General features: G+C 61.7%; 16 protein-coding genes. 6 read left to right on the forward strand and 10 right to left on the reverse strand.

Annotation, left to right across the window (positions count from 1 at the left end; all coding sequences use genetic code 11):
* Window positions 1–450 precede the first annotated feature (450 nt).
* From HYG77_RS04650 to HYG77_RS04665, 4 genes are all read left to right on the forward strand, one after another.
* A complete protein-coding gene (locus HYG77_RS04650; RefSeq protein ID WP_208961951.1) occupies window positions 451–924 on the forward strand; it encodes a hypothetical protein in 474 nt (157 codons plus the stop codon).
* Window positions 921–1,565 (forward strand): hypothetical protein, encoded by a 645-nt coding sequence (locus tag HYG77_RS04655; protein ID WP_208961952.1) that lies wholly within the window; start codon window positions 921–923, stop codon window positions 1,563–1,565. Before HYG77_RS04650 ends, HYG77_RS04655 begins: the two co-directional genes overlap by 4 nt.
* A complete protein-coding gene (locus HYG77_RS04660) occupies window positions 1,566–2,555 on the forward strand; it encodes a hypothetical protein (protein WP_208961953.1) in 990 nt (329 codons plus the stop codon).
* A gap of 513 nt (window positions 2,556–3,068) precedes the next feature.
* Window positions 3,069–3,731 (forward strand): DUF3800 domain-containing protein, encoded by a 663-nt coding sequence (locus HYG77_RS04665; protein WP_208961954.1) that lies wholly within the window; start codon window positions 3,069–3,071, stop codon window positions 3,729–3,731.
* Window positions 3,732–3,854: 123 nt separating this feature from the next.
* Here the strand turns inward: HYG77_RS04665 and HYG77_RS04670 are convergent, their stop codons facing one another.
* Together HYG77_RS04670 and HYG77_RS04675 are read right to left on the reverse strand one after the other, a co-directional pair.
* Entirely contained in the window at window positions 3,855–4,520 is a 666-nt protein-coding gene (locus tag HYG77_RS04670; protein WP_208961955.1) for a hypothetical protein, read from the reverse strand.
* Between the two features lie 58 nt (window positions 4,521–4,578).
* On the reverse strand, window positions 4,579–5,691 hold the full coding sequence (locus HYG77_RS04675; RefSeq protein WP_244373460.1) for an acyltransferase: 1,113 nt from the start codon (window positions 5,689–5,691) through the stop codon (window positions 4,579–4,581).
* A gap of 122 nt (window positions 5,692–5,813) precedes the next feature.
* Here HYG77_RS04675 and HYG77_RS04680 point away from each other — a divergent pair, with 122 nt between their 5' ends.
* Both HYG77_RS04680 and HYG77_RS04685 read left to right on the forward strand, forming a co-directional pair.
* A complete protein-coding gene (locus tag HYG77_RS04680; RefSeq protein WP_208961957.1) occupies window positions 5,814–6,032 on the forward strand; it encodes a hypothetical protein in 219 nt (72 codons plus the stop codon).
* Between the two features lie 37 nt (window positions 6,033–6,069).
* Window positions 6,070–7,389 carry an O-antigen ligase family protein gene (locus tag HYG77_RS04685; protein ID WP_208961958.1) on the forward strand — a complete coding sequence of 440 codons (1,320 nt, stop codon included), beginning with the start codon at window positions 6,070–6,072 and terminating at the stop codon, window positions 7,387–7,389.
* Here HYG77_RS04685 and HYG77_RS04690 read toward each other — a convergent pair.
* The 8 genes from HYG77_RS04690 to HYG77_RS04725 all read right to left on the reverse strand — a co-directional run bounded on the left by HYG77_RS04690 (window position 7,386) and on the right by HYG77_RS04725 (window position 15,481).
* Window positions 7,386–9,071, reverse strand: coding sequence for a hypothetical protein (locus tag HYG77_RS04690; RefSeq protein ID WP_208961959.1), 1,686 nt, complete (start codon window positions 9,069–9,071; stop codon window positions 7,386–7,388). The two genes, HYG77_RS04685 and HYG77_RS04690, sit on opposite strands and share 4 nt — an antisense overlap.
* Window positions 9,068–9,658 (reverse strand): hypothetical protein, encoded by a 591-nt coding sequence (locus HYG77_RS04695; RefSeq protein WP_208961960.1) that lies wholly within the window; start codon window positions 9,656–9,658, stop codon window positions 9,068–9,070. The genes HYG77_RS04690 and HYG77_RS04695 overlap by 4 nt, the downstream gene beginning before the upstream one ends.
* A gap of 14 nt (window positions 9,659–9,672) precedes the next feature.
* The gene (locus HYG77_RS04700) at window positions 9,673–10,392 is read right to left on the reverse strand and encodes a hypothetical protein (protein ID WP_208961961.1); all 720 of its coding nucleotides are present in this window, start codon (window positions 10,390–10,392) and stop codon (window positions 9,673–9,675) included.
* A gap of 2 nt (window positions 10,393–10,394) precedes the next feature.
* Window positions 10,395–12,800 carry a hypothetical protein gene (locus HYG77_RS04705; protein ID WP_208961962.1) on the reverse strand — a complete coding sequence of 802 codons (2,406 nt, stop codon included), beginning with the start codon at window positions 12,798–12,800 and terminating at the stop codon, window positions 10,395–10,397.
* A 3-nt stretch (window positions 12,801–12,803) separates the two neighbouring features.
* Complete coding sequence (locus HYG77_RS04710; RefSeq protein ID WP_208961963.1) at window positions 12,804–13,178, reverse strand: hypothetical protein; 375 nt, start codon at window positions 13,176–13,178, stop codon at window positions 12,804–12,806.
* Window positions 13,179–13,377: 199 nt separating this feature from the next.
* A complete protein-coding gene (locus HYG77_RS04715) occupies window positions 13,378–13,635 on the reverse strand; it encodes a hypothetical protein (protein WP_244373462.1) in 258 nt (85 codons plus the stop codon).
* A gap of 41 nt (window positions 13,636–13,676) precedes the next feature.
* The gene (locus tag HYG77_RS04720; RefSeq protein ID WP_244373464.1) at window positions 13,677–14,183 is read right to left on the reverse strand and encodes a holin; all 507 of its coding nucleotides are present in this window, start codon (window positions 14,181–14,183) and stop codon (window positions 13,677–13,679) included.
* A gap of 2 nt (window positions 14,184–14,185) precedes the next feature.
* The gene (locus HYG77_RS04725) at window positions 14,186–15,481 is read right to left on the reverse strand and encodes a peptidoglycan DD-metalloendopeptidase family protein (protein ID WP_208961965.1); all 1,296 of its coding nucleotides are present in this window, start codon (window positions 15,479–15,481) and stop codon (window positions 14,186–14,188) included.
* Window positions 15,482–15,485: the final 4 nt, after the last annotated feature.

Genomic DNA, 15,485 nt, shown 5'->3' on the forward strand with positions numbered 1-15,485 from the left:
CACCTCCCAGCCGACAAGGCACGCGTACGGTCCCAGGCCGTGCCCGTTCGGGCATCGGCTCGGCGCGGGCTCGCTCGAATGCATATCGGAAGCTTCGCACACACGTTCGAACTTTGATAGCGTCGCTCACGCCCCGGTGCGGAGGGAAGCCGCCCGGGGTACTAGACAATCGACTCGTCGTCAATGGCCCCCATCAAGGTCAGCGTCGCGCACTCGCTGACGGGCCCCAGGCCGCAGCATTTGACCGGCGTTTGAGTTGACGGGGTGAACCCTCAAGCTCATCGAGATTGTTTGAGTCGAGTTGGTCGCGGTTACTCTCGCGGTAACGGATGCCCCGAATAGCGAGATACACCAACTGCTGCACCTGTTGAAAACGCTGTGCTGTAATTGACGGATCTTCGAGGACCACGGCGGTGTCTCGTATCACTGAAGGCGATCGAGGAGGTTGGTGTGTCAGTTCTCCAACTCGTCGTAACGCAACCCGAGGATGAGTTCGCGGGTCTCGCGGTTCTACCCAATCCGAAGCAGGCCGCTCCCGAAGCGTTCAGCTCCAAATCCGGGCATGCATTACTCCTCGGATCGAACGATCTCGTCGAGGTGGCCGCCAAGTTGGCCGCACTTGGCTTTCAAACCATCTCTGTTGATCTCGTCGATCGACACTTCTCGCCGATCGAGGAAGATCGCAGCGAGCAACTTGCTGCTCCACTGCTTGTCGCGATGGACGCGGGCGACGTTGAGCTTGCACGCAACTTCCATGAGTCGAAGATGATGGCCGGCGTCTATGTTTCCCGCGTTCGCCTGCGGAGTCCTGGTGGTGGCGTCATCGCGCTCGCGCAAGATGGCGTGCTTACCGCTGACGACTCGACGGCCGCGGACGTAAAGAAAGGGCTCGCGGAAGCCATGCATATGAGGCTTGTGGAGTGAGCAAGCTTCGAATCTGGTTCGAAGAAAGTATAAAGTTCGCAATCTGCGTCGGCGTATTCAGGCTTTTCGAATGGAAAGCCCCAGAGTTCGATGCGATGTGGGCAGACGTCCTCAAACAGATCTTGCTAGCCCTCATTGCGGGTGTCATTACGTACGGCATCTTCGAGGTCGCACTAGGGCGTCCCACAGTACACCTAATGTGGTATCTAAAAGAGGAAGTACTTGCCATAGGGCGCCCGGACCTGCCTATTCCAGTAAACGGCCGACGCGTCATACAGCTGCAATTTCACGCTGCCGGCACAACTCCCATGTCGCGCTGGGTATGCGCCTGGACCATCGGCCGGCCCCTGGATCTCGTTTTGTCATTTAGGCCGACCGGACTTGTGGCGCTATCGAAACAAAGCTATGCACCTGAGGTGGACGTCACTCCAAGTCAGATTACGTTCCATATCAACAATGGGTTGAGAATTGGTGTGAACGACTCAGTTGAGATCGCTATCCGTCCGCTCGCGAGCGGGCCGATGATGGCAGCACCTCTGGATTTTTCAGCAAGACTACGGCCAGCATCGACGAGAATCCCGTTTGGGCGACTAGTAGGTATCGACAAGGGAGTTGATGGATTCCAGGTGAGGTCGACATAGATGGGCATACTTACAAAGGGGCAGCTGAACATCCGCATCTACAAGCTTCGGACGTCGATGTCTCTCGACAAGATCTACGATGCCGCTGTCGGGCTTCGCTATCCAATTGACCCCGAGCATCAAACCACCGGCTGGGGAAGTTCTTGGGATTCGAACGTTCACATTGGCCAGGTAGTAACTGTGGCGTTTTCGGGTGGGATGCCCCAGCGAGTACTTCGCGAAAATGGAACCGCCGAGCGAATACGTCTGCGTTTCTATTGGGATCGGGTGAGCTCCACCCTGAAACGCAGCTACGGCGAATCGTCAGGATGGCGGCACTACCACGAGCGTGACGCCTTCGATGTGGTGATCTTCGACGGCGGACAGGAATCGGATCATTCGGTCCTCGTCAGCACTCGCGAGACAAAGCACACGAGAGCTGATGTCATCCCCGCGCTTGAAAATTTGATGAACGCTGCTGACCCCGGTGCGACCGTGTCCTCGGACAATCTTCCAGAGGAACTCGACCCCGATTTGTTCCTGTGGCTGCTATATCGCCACAAGTCCACTTCGAAGGAAGTTGGGAGGGGTCTCACCATCACGGATGTGGATGAGATTGACTCCCTTGACCTACAGAGCCGACGCGGCCGGTATGGATCTGGAGCTGGAGTAGACCGGGTCGATCTGCTGGCGATGATCGCGAAAGGTCAGGCTCGGCTCGGTCCGGCCAAGATCTCCGTACATGATGACCTGGATCCCGAGGCCGACTACGACCTCCATCTTTGGCACGACGGCGGGTACTCTGTGTTCAGGTCGAGCCGTTATAAGGACCGAAACGTCGCCGACCACACGTCAAACACTTTCGGACATAAGCTTGTCGAGGATGTCTTCCTCTCCGTGCTGCCCAGGATTCGGTCAGCTTATTCGCATGACGAGGCTTGGCGCTCGACACTGCGCAAGGAATTCATTGCAGCATCGAAGGTGGAATTGGACAACCTCACGAAAGACTAGCCCATGCAGCCTGCTCTGCCTACGACCGAACGCTGAAGCACAAAGGAGAGCGTGCAATTCGGTGCGCAGGTGAAGTAGACGATCGCCATCATTGCGATGGCATTGGCTGCTGCGTCCGTCGGCGCGCGGCAGCGAAAGCGTGAACGCGGCCGCCGAACCCGAAGCGCGATCGGCGGGGCCTAACTCACGCAGCAGAATTCGAGACTCGCGCCATGTCCGCCCCCGCAGACAGCGTGCAAGATGGCCGCGACACGCCGGGAATGAAACGACACGCCGAACATAGTTTTCTCCACACGATTAAACGGCGTGGCCTGCATCGCCCTCTAGTTGCCCACAATCCATACGCTGCACACTCCACACGTTATTACAAAATTCATCCACACACTCTCCACAAACCCATGCACAGGTTTGTTTGAACGTTGGACGACAATCGGCAATGCTCGGTGCTGCAGGGCCGGTCGGAGTGATCGGTATCGACTTCACATTCCAACGAGCAGGAGGACCACCTCGCAGATGACAACCCCTACGCGGACGCTTTACGTGTTCCTGGATGAGTCCGGGGACATGGTGTTTGGCCCGAAGGCGAGCGGCCACTTCATCCTGTCCGCTGTGTACACCGACGACCCCTGTGTCTCGGCTGCACGCCTGCAAGACTTGAAGTATGACCTGATGTCTTCAGGCAGCGGGGATCTCGAGTTCCACGCAACTGAGAATTCCAAGGGGACGCGCGCTCGGGTCGCCGACCGGATCCGCGAACTTGAGAACATTCGCGTTCACACCTTGTGGATCGACAAGCGATATACCCACCCGTCCAAGCAGGACCCTGTCGAACTTTTCAGCATCTTTGGTACAGCGATGGGGAAATGGCTGGGAACCGTCGTCGCGAAAGAGCACGACCAGGTCATCATGATCTTCGATTCAGTGCTGACCAAAAAGCAACAGTCTGCGTTCAAGGCAGCGGTGAAACCCAAGCTGAAGAGCCTGCACGTACCATTCCGATTGCTATTTCACCCTGTGAAATCCGACATGAACGGCCAGATCGCCGACTATTTCTCGTGGGCATGGTATCGGCTCGTAGAGAGTCACGATGAGCAGCCTCGGACATCGCTCAAGGGAATTTACTGGACAGAATTCAATCTGTTCAGATACGGCCATACCGAGTACTGGAAAAGGTGACCACCCCGCCTACCTTGCGGAAAGCCCAGGGGCTCTTGTCGGCGGGGTGGAACGTTTGATGCCAAGCTACACCAAGCAGCGAACCGTTCCAACCCCCAACTCAATGCCTCCAAGAACCAGGAACTAGACGAGCAAGTGTTCCTGCTGTACCAGGGATTCAAGTACCTCGTAGGTAATTTGCCTGACCGACGGGTAGACGGGGTTGCTGTCCAACGGCCGTTCGCCTTGGGCGTCAGATACGGTCCACCCGAGGGAGTTGCTCTTCGCCAGTTTGAAGTAGGCGGACCGCACTTTGGGGTCGACATGCGCACCGCCTTCCTGGTTGGACAGCGCCAGGACGAGAGAACTCCGTGTGTAGTAGTCATGGGCTCCGTCCCTTACCACGCGCTCTGACCACCAAGTCTTGAATGCGATGCGACTGTTGCGTGGCACGTCTACACCATTGACCCGGATCGGGCCGGGTGGGCGATCGTCGAGTCCCGCCACGTATTCGACCTCCGCTCGCTCCGCACCGGTCGCCATCCGCATGTGAGTGAGGGTTGCTTGCGGCAAGAGATTTTCGGGTGTGACTTCTCCAGCCGAGTCGACCCACGTCAGTACGTTGTGAAGCATCAACTGGTTCAGCAGCGCGTGCGACGACGATGTGTTGTGAAACAGAACGCGGAGAGTAACCGCCATCCGTTTAGCCTCGATCAAGTGGCCTTCGTCGTAGTCCTCGGCGGATCTGCGCAGAAATTGCCTCTGCTCATCGAGGGCTTCGAGGAGCTCATCGCGTGATCGTCTTGGCATCGCAAGATGATTGCATATGCGGCGCTCCGTTCGGTGTGAAGCGGGGCATAATGTGGGTTTATGGGCGGGTGAATACCTCACCCGCTCCAACCGGAGTCTCCCCAGGCTGCGGGTTCCGCGGACGGCGTGTCGGTGCCCATGATTTCAACCGGAGCGCGGGTTGCTCGATTAGCTTGCAGCTCGCGTACGCAACGACAACGGAGGACAGCGCGGCTATGAACGCGAAGAACCACGGTCCGCCATATCGCATCCCAGCGAAGACCAAGAGCTGTTGGATTGGAAATGCGTAGAGGTAGACGCCGTAAGAAATATCGTTGACCGACCCGACCGAGTCGAGGGGCAGCACCTCGCCGAGCCAGATGCAAACGTAAGCGAGCGGGAGCGCCGAGAGAATCTCAGTCACTCCCAACCAGGCAAACACAACCATCGCGACCGCAGAAGCTGCCGCGAGTATCCACGTCAGTGGCAGCCGGTCCGACAAAGCCCACAGCACGGCACCACCGAAGAAGAACAATCCGAACGTCAGGAAGCGCGAGATGTAGTAGCTGTCCATCTCCAGAGGCCCGTACTGGTAGATGATGTTCAGGATCAGTAGTGCCACCGCGGTGACACACAGGGGCACCTTCGTCTTCCGTAGCCCTGCTGTGACACCCAGCACCGCGACGATGACGTAGCAGGCGAACTCGAAGGGCAGCGACCACAACGACCCGTTCCACTCGCCAGAATGCGGGAACCCGTCGATGGTTGTTCCCGCAACGTCCGCCTGGCCCCGGAAGAGCGTGGCGTTCTTAACGATGTACGCCAACCCACCGTCCGTGCGAGTGTAGACGCCGAGCCCTCCATGGCCACTCAGGTACCAAACCGCTGGTGCGGCGACTAAGCCCACGAGGGCAATGCAAACCCAATACGCCGGGTAGATCCGAAGCACTCTTCGCCATAGGTATCGCAGCGTGGAATCGTCATTCATGCGACTGGCTGTGATGAGGTATCCAGAGATCGCGAAGAATCCTGCAACAGACCAATGGCCAAGTGTCATGTCGCCGAGCATCGGCTCAGGTCCGGCGCCAGTCAGCGGCCAAGTGTGCGAGACGATGACGGCGAGAGCGAACACCAGTCGAATGAAGTTCAAGCTGTTTCTTCGTCGATTGAACGACGTGCTGATCGATCCCATGCGATTCCCCTCCGGTCCCGAGGGAGAATACAGGCCGCTTCACCTCTCGCGACTCTGACGAAACGACGCGTCATTCAGGCGGCCGATTTGCGCAGACCGGGTGGTACGGGATGATGCTTCTCATGGCCGGAATCCTGAAGAAGTTCTTCGCTGCGCTGACCACCCCTGACGACCAGTACGAGCGGGTGGCCGACGACGTGCAGCACCAGTGCCAGTATGCCGACCTCGACGGCGAACGGTGCCCGATCATCGTGCCCGCGAACCAAGGCTACCGGCCGCCAGGAGCGGTGTACTGCGGGAACGAACACGCTCGGCTGGCTCAGGAAGACGCTCCTATGTGAGTGACTGGCAAATTCCCCTTCGGCAGGAAGATCTCGCATGGGCAGCCAAACTCTGGCGTTGCTGAACTCGACTACCGGCGCATTCCTCATCCTCGGCGCGCTCGCGCTACTGGTGTGGTTCGTCGGGCCGTGGCCGTCCACAGCGCTACCGCGTCCGCTAATTCTGTTCTTGACGGTGTTCACCTTCAGCTCGATCGTCCCGGGCAGCATCGGCCTGTATATCCAGATCCTCGGGTTGATGATCGGCTACATCATGTGGTTGCTGACTCCGAAGACTGATCGGCGGGGCGGGATCGTGGTGCTGGCATGCGCACTGGTCACCGCCTATTGGGCTCTGCTCATCTTTCATCCGAACGTTCCCAGCTTCGATGTCGGCATGCTGGGCTTCCGGAAAACGGTGCTCGCGCTGGGCGGGATCGTCCTGGGTTGCGCGATCAAGCCCTCGCTGGTGCCGAAGGTGGAACTTCTCGTCGTGCGACTGGTGTCCCTGGCCGCAGCGATCTCGCTCGTCGGGTACTTCTTCATCCCGGAGATTGCCGAGTTGGTGCCGAGGGCCGCGGACAAGTACACCGCGCTATACCGCGGCGAGGAGCGGCTACAGGGATTGTTCTCTGGGCCCTTCCACGTGGCTGCCGCTGGCATCCTTCTAATCGGGTGGGCGCTGATCCGCCGCAAGCAGCACCCGAAGACAGCACTCGTCGCCCTGGTTATCGGGGTCCTCGTCACCTACTTCACCTACGTGCGCAGCGCCTATGTGGCGATCGCGCTGGTGCTCGCGGTTGCGGTCTTCGCGTCGGCGTCCGGTGCGGTGCGTACCAAGCGGCTGTATCTCCTGGCGGTGGGGTGTGTCGCAACGTTCGCGGTGATGACCTATGGCAGTGGGAGTCTGACTACGACAGTTGACTCGATCTCGGGATACTCCACCGATGGCCGGTTCCAGAACCGCATTCCGGAATGGTTGGAGGGTCGAGACCTCATGTTTTCGTCGCCGTTCTACGGTTGGGGCGCCGGCTCGGCAGGTGACACCCTGGGCAGCCTCTTCGGGATCTCCGCGCAGCACGTCACCCCCCATAACCTCCTGTTGAAGTTCGCTGTCGAGGGCGGACTGATCGGTCTCGGTCTGGTTCTATTCCTTGCCGTTGCAGTCCTGCGACGCCTGACGTTGAAGACAGCTCAGGGGCAGGTCGCCGTCGTATCCGCAGTCGGCTTGCTGGCGATGGGCCTCACCGGGTCTGCGATCGACACGCTTCCGATCTCCTACCTGGCGTTTCTACTGGTCGGGCTCGGAGTGACAACCCGTGCCACCGAGAAAGCGAGGGCACCCGAACAAATCCGAGTGCCCTCGCAGGTGAGCTAAGCGGTCCGAGCGAAGTCATCCCACCGGGACGCCAGGCCGCCTGTTGCGCCCAGGATTCCGGCCAGCGTTGCCGTCTGGTTGAACGTGGCATCAGTGACCCGAGCGACCTCGACACCATCGGCGTAGCCGATCAGCAGAGGCCCATTCGCGACGATCTTCAGGCGAGCACCTGCTACCGGGGTGGTCGCTGTCTGTGTGCCCACGGCGGTGGCCGTGCCAGCCTGTAGGCGGTAGAAGCGGTAACCGGCTGTCGAACCACTCACGCGAGTGGACAACCAGAAGTAGTTACTCGCATCCGAACCTCGGACGATGAGTCCACCCTGAGCTGTCGCCGCCGTGGAACCGACCGCGGTGAGTGTCGCTTCGATCGTCTCGTCGGATGCGCTGGTCTCCACGAGCAATGGTGACGTTCCGGTGAGGGCGGATGCCGACAGCTGGTTGGAGGCGATGGCCCAGTTCCCGGAGATGTCCGCCCACGCCCGGTTGCCGACACTGGTGAAGCCGGGTGCCCCGTTGGCGCGGTTAAAGTCATCGGCCACCAGCTCGACGGACTGCGGCGGGAACCACGCCAGCTCATCGAGCTTGGACTTGATCAGTGTGCGGACCACATCGTTGCCGGCACCGTTCAGGTGCAGGTCGTCGGATGACAGGCTGGGCGGCTTGTTGCCGATCGCCTGCTGAGCAAGGTCCGTAGACGTTGGTGTGATTCCAGAATCGACCCACACCTGCGCCGAGGTGAGGTATGCCCCGACGTCGAGGAACCGGCCGCCGTACCGCTGCGAGAAGTGGTCGTTGAGGAGCCGCACGTTGTCGCGGACCGCCGACACCGCAGGGGTATTCGTATCCACGAAGTGACCCAACACGAGGATTGGGCGGGACAACGGCCCGAGGTAGTCGTGGGCAGCGTCCGTGATCTCGACGACCTCATCCATACTCAGCGCGCCAGTCTGTCCGGTGGCGTCATTCTTGCCGAGGTTGATGACGCAGACACCCTGGCGGTAGTCGTGATCGAACACGGGCAGCGCGGGTGTGAGCGCAGGGACTGCGGTGGCAGAACCAGCAACGGTGCGCGTGAACGTCACCGGAGCGGACCCACCGCTCGCCTTCGCGAGTGTGCCCTCGATTCCGTTGACCGTGCAGAGGAACGAGAATGCACCGTTCGCTGCGGCCGGGAGATTCGGGCAGGTGACGGTGACCGGGGTGGTGCCAGCGGCGATGGTGAAGGCGTCGATCTGCGCGGGCCGCGATCCGATGCGGGCGGCGATGTGTTGGATCAGCTGGCCGGACCCGCCGCCCTGCCAGAAGAATGCGCCGTACGCCGACGCTACCGCGCCCAGCCGGGAGTGCAGCCCGTTCATGGTTGATGAGCCAAACCCAGCCATCGCCGTGTAGTCCGCTGCCGCGTCCCGGGCGTCGCCACCGGAAACGTGCACCCACTGCGGCCCGTCTTCGGTCGAGGTGAAAACGATCCCCTCACCGGCGACCGTGGGTCCAGCGGTGATCGTCAGGCCGTCAGTGATCTGATTGCGTCGGCCGCTGCGTACATCGGTGGCCCATACGTTCCCGTCGACCAACTCGGCCACGATCGAGCGGACTAGCGGGATCTCACGGATCGCCGAGACGGGTGCGTACTTCCGCTTGGCGTCGGCCTTGGCCATGCCGAGGGTTACGGGATCCATCATGCGCTCGCAATCCCGGTCAGGTTTCCTGAGCCGTCGTAGGTGTAGGTGCGAACCGTGGTCACGCCGCCAACGGTGCGTGAGTCCGTGGCCACGCTGCCATCGGCGTTATACGTGTATTCCGTCGTGATCCCGTTCTCCGTCACGGTGTCCACGTTGTCGCCGTCGTAGGTGATGGTCGTGGCAGCCGGGAAGGACGGGGCATAAATACTGTTTCCGACCTCTTCGATCGCGGCGGGCAGACCGTTCACCCGTGTCGCGTCGATCGTCGTCGGCGGGTCCGCATTCGGCGGGAGCTCGGTGCGCAGCTCGACGATGCGCCGCTCCCCCGTGGTGTCCGGGATGGTGATCGCGTAGGGCCCGAGCGATGGCCGGAGGGTTCCGAGGTGGAGCCGGATGAACGCGGTCCCGGCCGCCAGCTCAGGTGTCTCGAGCCCCTCGGCGGTGATGGGGATCTGGCGGCGTTTGTCGGTGACCGTGGTCCCGCCGGAGTCCCGCAGCTCGTCCGTCGACCAGATCTCTGCGTACGCTTTCGGATCCCAGTCGGCGTCGCCGACGAGATCGACCAGCGTGTCCTTGATGATGACCACAGGTGTCCTCCTGTTCAGGCGCCGATGTCGGCGATCTTGAAGCTGTTGATGGCACAAGAGTTATTGAAGGGGGCGCGTTCGACGCGGATCGCCCCGTACCGCTGGCCTGGCCCGCGGGTGACCGATGCGTCGCTGGTGGTGATCACCGCGGTGCCGTTCTTGCGGACCACGTAGTTGTCACCCTCGAACTCCAGTCGGACCGTGTCGCCGGACGCGAAGGACACCGAGGTGTTCGACGCGATGTCCGTCATGCCAGAGTCGTAGCCGGCAGTGAGCCCGGACACGTCGGAGAACTTCGACAGGTACACCCTGTCGCTGTAGAAGTTCGCCGACAGCCCGACTGTGCCAGCGGCGTTGACTCTCGCCATGATGGAGGTGTCCGCGTTCCCGTTCGGTGCGATGGCACCGCCGAGGACGGCTTCCACGTATCCGTCGTCGGTATTGATTTGGCTGCTGGTGACGATCCCTCGGGAGCCGTCCGAGGTTCCCGAGGTGGCGTAGCTGTTGGAGGAGATCGCCGAGTTCGTGCCGTACTTCACCCACGGGCCACCGATAGTCGAGGAGTTCGCCCGGTTGAAGTCATCGAAGATCGCAACCGGTACCGCGTAGAGCAGTTCCCACCCCGATCCGGTCCACCGCCACGCTTCCTTGACCTGCTCGAAGACGGTGCCATTCCACACGTGCATCGTCTTGACGCGCTCCCACGTGGTCCCGTTGTAGACGTGTCCGCTCATGGCTACACCGGGATCCAGTAGATGACACCCGTGGTTCCGGAGGCTGGCAGGCTGGTGACGCGGGAGATGGTCACACTGGTGCCGGGTGTACCCGTATCACCCTTGAGCTGGATGCCGTTGCCCGCCGTCGCATGCCACGCATTTCCCAACCAGAGGTAGGCGCGGTTCTCACCGGACACGAGATACTGCTTGCCGGCGTCCCCGAGAGTGAGCGCAGGTAGCGCCCCGTACGTTGCGACGGTGCCTTCGAGTGCAAGCCCCGGGCCTGGAACGCCCTGGATTCCCTGGTCGCCCTGGTCGCCCTTGTCGCCCTTATCTCCCTTACGGCCTACGGGATTCGCGACGAGCGCTCCGGTGAAGAAGGTTTTGGTGCCGAGGGTGTCGCCGGTGACTTGATCCCTTACTCCGGCGGAGAGGCCGGGAACTAGAACCTGCCCAACCTCAAGGTACTCGGTCCAGGTGCAGGCGATGGGTCGAATGTCGGTAGATGCCTGGCCGATTCGGAACAAGGCGAATGGGCTCATGATGTCGCCAGCCTTGAACAAGCAGGGAATCCTGTCCACACCTTCATCTGCAACGCCGGCAGCAGTATCAAACCCGACCGTGATGGAATAAGGCCCGGCCTTTTGAATCACAACCTGGCCAGATGCAGTAAAGATCTGGACATTGTTGATTATAGCGGAAGGGAAGGTGTCAAAGGTTCCGCTGGGTGCAATCTGGTATCCAGAGCCGGGAAAGTTAATTGCGCTCGTGCTGGCCCGAAACATTGTCCAGCAAGTTCCGTTGACTTCCGTACCCGACAGGTCCAGCAGCGACCACGACGAGATGCGCGCGCTGGCAAGGTATCCGAATGGCGGGACATTGTTGCGGCTGAATGCTACGCCGCCGTATCTATTGCTTGCCCCGACCGTAGCAGTGGCATTGGTTGCTGCCAATACCTGCGTGCCATTGATCCTGACGGAGTAGTCGTTGCCCACCATGCGGAACTCGATGGTGTAGCCAGCCTTCAGGGTGATCGTCTTTGTGGCCCAGGGGGTGTCAAACGTCAGGAATGCACCCGACCCCTTACCAATCTCGATGCGATCTTTGAAAAGCTTGCAGTAGACAAAGGAGCCTCCACCAGAGGCTAGGCGGGCATAGAGGGTGGTGTGGGCGTCGTTCGCATAGTCCACACCAGCAGATGTGAGGACGCACTTGACGGCCATGTCGTCTGTGTCGACTGCGGCGTTGAATCGGTACGCGAACGTACCCTCAGAGCCGCTCGAGTTGATGCCGAGGGCGCCACCGTTGATTGATACCTCGCCGGGCGTGGTGGTGACCCAGATAGGGTCAATGTCTGGCCCAGGGAAGCTGGCATAGTAGGACTGCCCATCAACCCCGGCAGCCTCGTCGCCTGAGATGTACTCATTAACGGTGTTGGCTACGCCGACCGCAGTATCCGTCGCATCAGTCGCTGCTACGACAGCAGTGTCAGCCGCGTCGCTGGCATCGTTTGCCGCAGTAACGGCGGCCGCCGCGTTGCTGAATGCCGAGTCAATAGCAGTGAGCACGACCGTTGATCGCATCGTGAAGGCGACGAGTCCCCAGGAGAATGACCGGAGGAGTCCACCAAGGCCGGAGGTCCGGGTCTCCGAGGCAAAGCCGACGGTGCGGTGTGAAGCGTCGATGGGATAGCCCGAAACATCGGTGTGGCTCAGGAGGGTGGAGCCGTTGACGCTGAGCGAGTAGTCGGCCCCATCGGCCTGTAGCTCAATGAGTGCGCCCTCAGGAATGTTGATCCCAGAGGTCTTCGAGGTCCAGTCAGTAAACGACCAGGTGTTGCCCGACCGGGTGCCCCGCCCCATGTAGACGGACTTGCCATAAATGTTGGCGAAGACGAACTCAGTGAGGCTCGAGTTGGACCGGATGAACAACGACGTCATTGCGTCTATAGCGACACCCGCGTTGTTTACGCCGGCAGCTACGGTGCAGTCATCGTCATCGGCAGTCTGCGGGCAGATGGCGTACCGGCGGCCCGTCGAGGCCAAGACCCCATCCCGGTTGTCGAGTCGCGCAGCATTGTCGATGATGCCGAGGCCCTCACCCTCGCCGCCCTGGATCCATCCATTGCCGAGGGAAGTGTGGTTGTCCGCCCGGTCGAATGTGTCGGAGAACTTTGCGCCCTCAGCCAGCTTGGCCTGAATCTCCATGATGGCCCGGTTGGTGTTCTTGCCGAGGCCAGTGAGGTTGGCGACCAGGTTGTTCACCCAGGACCCGACGTCGTCGACAGTGCCGTCCTCGACCCCCGACAGGATCTCTATCAGGTCGCCGAGGATCGGCACGTCCCCGACAAATTCCTGCAGCATCGGTACCAGGTAGTCGAGAAGATTGATGTCACCGGCAGGAACCCGGCGGGGTAGGTGTTCCACCGGTCAGTCCTCCAACGCATCCTCTGCGGCGACCGCAGGTACATGCTTCTGCCGTTCACGTCTCGCGGCCTCGCATGCGGCCCGACGGCGCGCGCGATCCCGCTGCTGCTCGAGCAGCAACGACCACACCATCGGTACGTACACGATCGCGCCGAGCAGGTAGATCGCGAAGCGAATCGACTGGCGGCCGGTGTAGTCCGTGGAGATCCACACGGCGACAGCGTTCTGGACCAGGACGAGGGTGAGCACAACCGACTTCGACAGGTAGATCTTCCCGAGCTGTGTTCGCCACCAGGGGGACCGAGCGAGGTACAGCATGGTGAAGACCGCCGACATCGACGTGACCCCGAGTAGCGCCCAGTCCGCAGCCTCTGTCATCGAGCACCGCCCCACGCCTGACGGAGCATCTCAGTCCACCCATTGCGGCTCAGTTCCGCCCACAATACGTCTGTCACTTGAACCGCCTCACTGTGCTCATGTTCTGTTTCGAGGCGCCGGACCACGGAGTGCGCGTGCTCCTCGGCTGCTTCGCGTGCTTGTGCGCGGGCGGCTTCGATGTCCTTCGACCACGGCCACCTCATGTCGGACCCACGTTCCCGGTCGCTTCACGAATGGCCTGGACCACGTGCGCGGTCAGCTCGCCCGACACCTTCTGCTCGGCGAGAGTCGCCGCCTGGGTGGCGATGATCTTCTGGTCCTCGAGCGACCGACCACGTTCGTGCGCGATGGCGTCGTCTTTCGCCCTCACGATCTCGCGGTGCGCGGGCCCGAACACGATCCAGCCACGCACCAACGACACCCCGAGGAGGAGGAAGAACACGATGACCACAGTCACCGTGCCGACCCCCTCCCACGCGGAGGGCGTGAGGATCTGCATCACTCACCGAATTCGGTGTCGCTGACCTCGATTACCTCACCGTCAATGGGTGCGAGGGTGGGAAGGCCCTTCGCGGGACCGCGGTTCTCGGTCAACAGTGACGTCAGGACGGACAGCAGGACGGCGGTGCCCGCGATCGTCAGCGAGCTTGGCCAGTCGATATCAGTGATGCTGCCGGTGACTGGGATCGCGGCGGCGAGGGATCCGGCGCCGGTGCGTACGGCCCGGTCGGCGAGGTCGACGAGGAAGTTCCCCGACGTGACAGCCGTCGCGCTCGACACCGCCAGAACAAACGACACCAGGGCGGCCAGCGCGGCGGCCCCGAGGAGGCTGGTCCACGACACCGACACGATGGTGACACCGGCGCCGAAGAACACCAGGACGTTCTGCAGGAACGATCGACCAGCACGGTCGAGGGCGTCCAGCCAGAATGCCCGCGAGTCGAGGCTGCGGAGCTCGACCGTTGCTTCCACGGTGACGGGGATATTGTTCGGGAACTCAGCCATGGTCACTTACCTCCGTTGATCTTTGCGAGTACTGCCTGTGCGCCTGCGTCGCCCTTGTCTGCCTCGCGGCGGACGAGGTCGATCGCGGCCTTTACGCCGTTGAGCGCGTCACGCTCGGTCGACTCCTCGTGAATCCGGGCGTCGATGTTGAGCACCATCCCGGCGAGCGTGTCGACCGGCTCATCGTTGATGCGGTACTTCGATCGTGACGGCAGCTTCTGGGTCAGTTCGGTGTAGATGCGTCGCTGCTCGGCATCGGACAGTGCCATGAGAAACCCCTCCTCAGGAGTTGTTGTGTTCCCGGCGGCCTTGGCGAGCAAGACATCCCACGGGAATCCGGGGCCGGGGTCGGTGTGATCGGTCGAGTGCCAGGCATCGACGGTGTCTGCGTGGCCGCCGACACCCTTCTGCCCAGCTCGCATCTGTGAGCCGCTGAGCTTCACGAGCGGGATGCCGTATCGGTCATGCCAGTCGCGCAGCACGCGAGCGCCAGCGTCGAGCTGGCGACCCTGCGCGAGCCACTCGGCGCGGGACTGTGAGGCGCGGCCCTTGAAGCACAGGTGCATGCCGCGCTCGTTGGCGGGCGAGCCCGCGGCCCAGGGGATGTAGTTGTCGTCGTTCGACCGGCCGATCCGTCCATCCCGCCCGACGAGAAGCGTGTACGACGCCTGCGCCCGCTGCTGGGCGAGCCAGCCGAGGAGATCCTCGATCCGGCCGTTGGGGTCGCCCTCGTCCGTGTGAACGATCGCGAGCGTGCAGTGCGCCGGGTTACGCGGGCCTGAGTCGTTGGGCGAGAGCATCGTGACGTCAGCCTGTAGCTGTCCCAAGGGAGTACCTCCTGGTGCGGGTGGTGGTGCGGCGCCGGGGTAAGCGGCGCCGGCCAGCCACGGAACGGGATCAAGCCGGTTCGGGCCGGGTGGCGACCAGACGTAGCGGTGAACCTCGAAGTGCAGGTGCGGCGCCACTCCGCCGTTGGTCCTGCTGTCGGGATCAATGCGACCGATGCGTTGACCGGCCGCGACGCGCTGGCCGACGCGCACCTCGGGGATCACGTGCCCGTACACGGTGAGTCCGCTTCCGTCCTCAGCCGGGTGATCGATGTTGATCCACCGGCCGAACCCAGTCGCGGGGCCTGCCGCCGTGACGGTTCCGCCCTGCGCGGCGTAGATCGGCTGTCCGCCTGACCCGCCGTTGCGGCCGTAGTCGGTGCCCCAGTGCATCGAGTTGTCGAAGGTGCGGAACCCAAATCCGCTGGTGATGTAGAAGTCGCGGCCGACCGGGAAGAACTTCGGTGCCATGGTT

The organism is Rhodococcus sp. ZPP (assembly GCF_017656075.1).
Classification (GTDB): domain Bacteria; phylum Actinomycetota; class Actinomycetes; order Mycobacteriales; family Mycobacteriaceae; genus Rhodococcus_F; species Rhodococcus_F oxybenzonivorans.

What these genes read in the sequence shown, in the direction of transcription:
- HYG77_RS04660 (WP_208961953.1), top strand. Translation starts at nt 1,566, where the DNA reads ATGGGCATACTTACAAAGGGGCAGCTGAACATCCGCATCTACAAGCTT.
- HYG77_RS04665 (WP_208961954.1), top strand. Translation starts at nt 3,069, where the DNA reads ATGACAACCCCTACGCGGACGCTTTACGTGTTCCTGGATGAGTCCGGG.
- HYG77_RS04670 (WP_208961955.1), bottom strand. Translation starts at nt 4,520, where the DNA reads ATGCCAAGACGATCACGCGATGAGCTCCTCGAAGCCCTCGATGAGCAG.
- HYG77_RS04675 (WP_244373460.1), bottom strand. Translation starts at nt 5,691, where the DNA reads ATGGGATCGATCAGCACGTCGTTCAATCGACGAAGAAACAGCTTGAAC.
- HYG77_RS04680 (WP_208961957.1), top strand. Translation starts at nt 5,814, where the DNA reads ATGGCCGGAATCCTGAAGAAGTTCTTCGCTGCGCTGACCACCCCTGAC.
- HYG77_RS04685 (WP_208961958.1), top strand. Translation starts at nt 6,070, where the DNA reads ATGGGCAGCCAAACTCTGGCGTTGCTGAACTCGACTACCGGCGCATTC.
- HYG77_RS04690 (WP_208961959.1), bottom strand. Translation starts at nt 9,071, where the DNA reads ATGATGGATCCCGTAACCCTCGGCATGGCCAAGGCCGACGCCAAGCGG.
- HYG77_RS04700 (WP_208961961.1), bottom strand. Translation starts at nt 10,392, where the DNA reads ATGAGCGGACACGTCTACAACGGGACCACGTGGGAGCGCGTCAAGACG.
- HYG77_RS04710 (WP_208961963.1), bottom strand. Translation starts at nt 13,178, where the DNA reads ATGACAGAGGCTGCGGACTGGGCGCTACTCGGGGTCACGTCGATGTCG.
- HYG77_RS04720 (WP_244373464.1), bottom strand. Translation starts at nt 14,183, where the DNA reads ATGGCTGAGTTCCCGAACAATATCCCCGTCACCGTGGAAGCAACGGTC.
- HYG77_RS04725 (WP_208961965.1), bottom strand. Translation starts at nt 15,481, where the DNA reads ATGGCACCGAAGTTCTTCCCGGTCGGCCGCGACTTCTACATCACCAGC.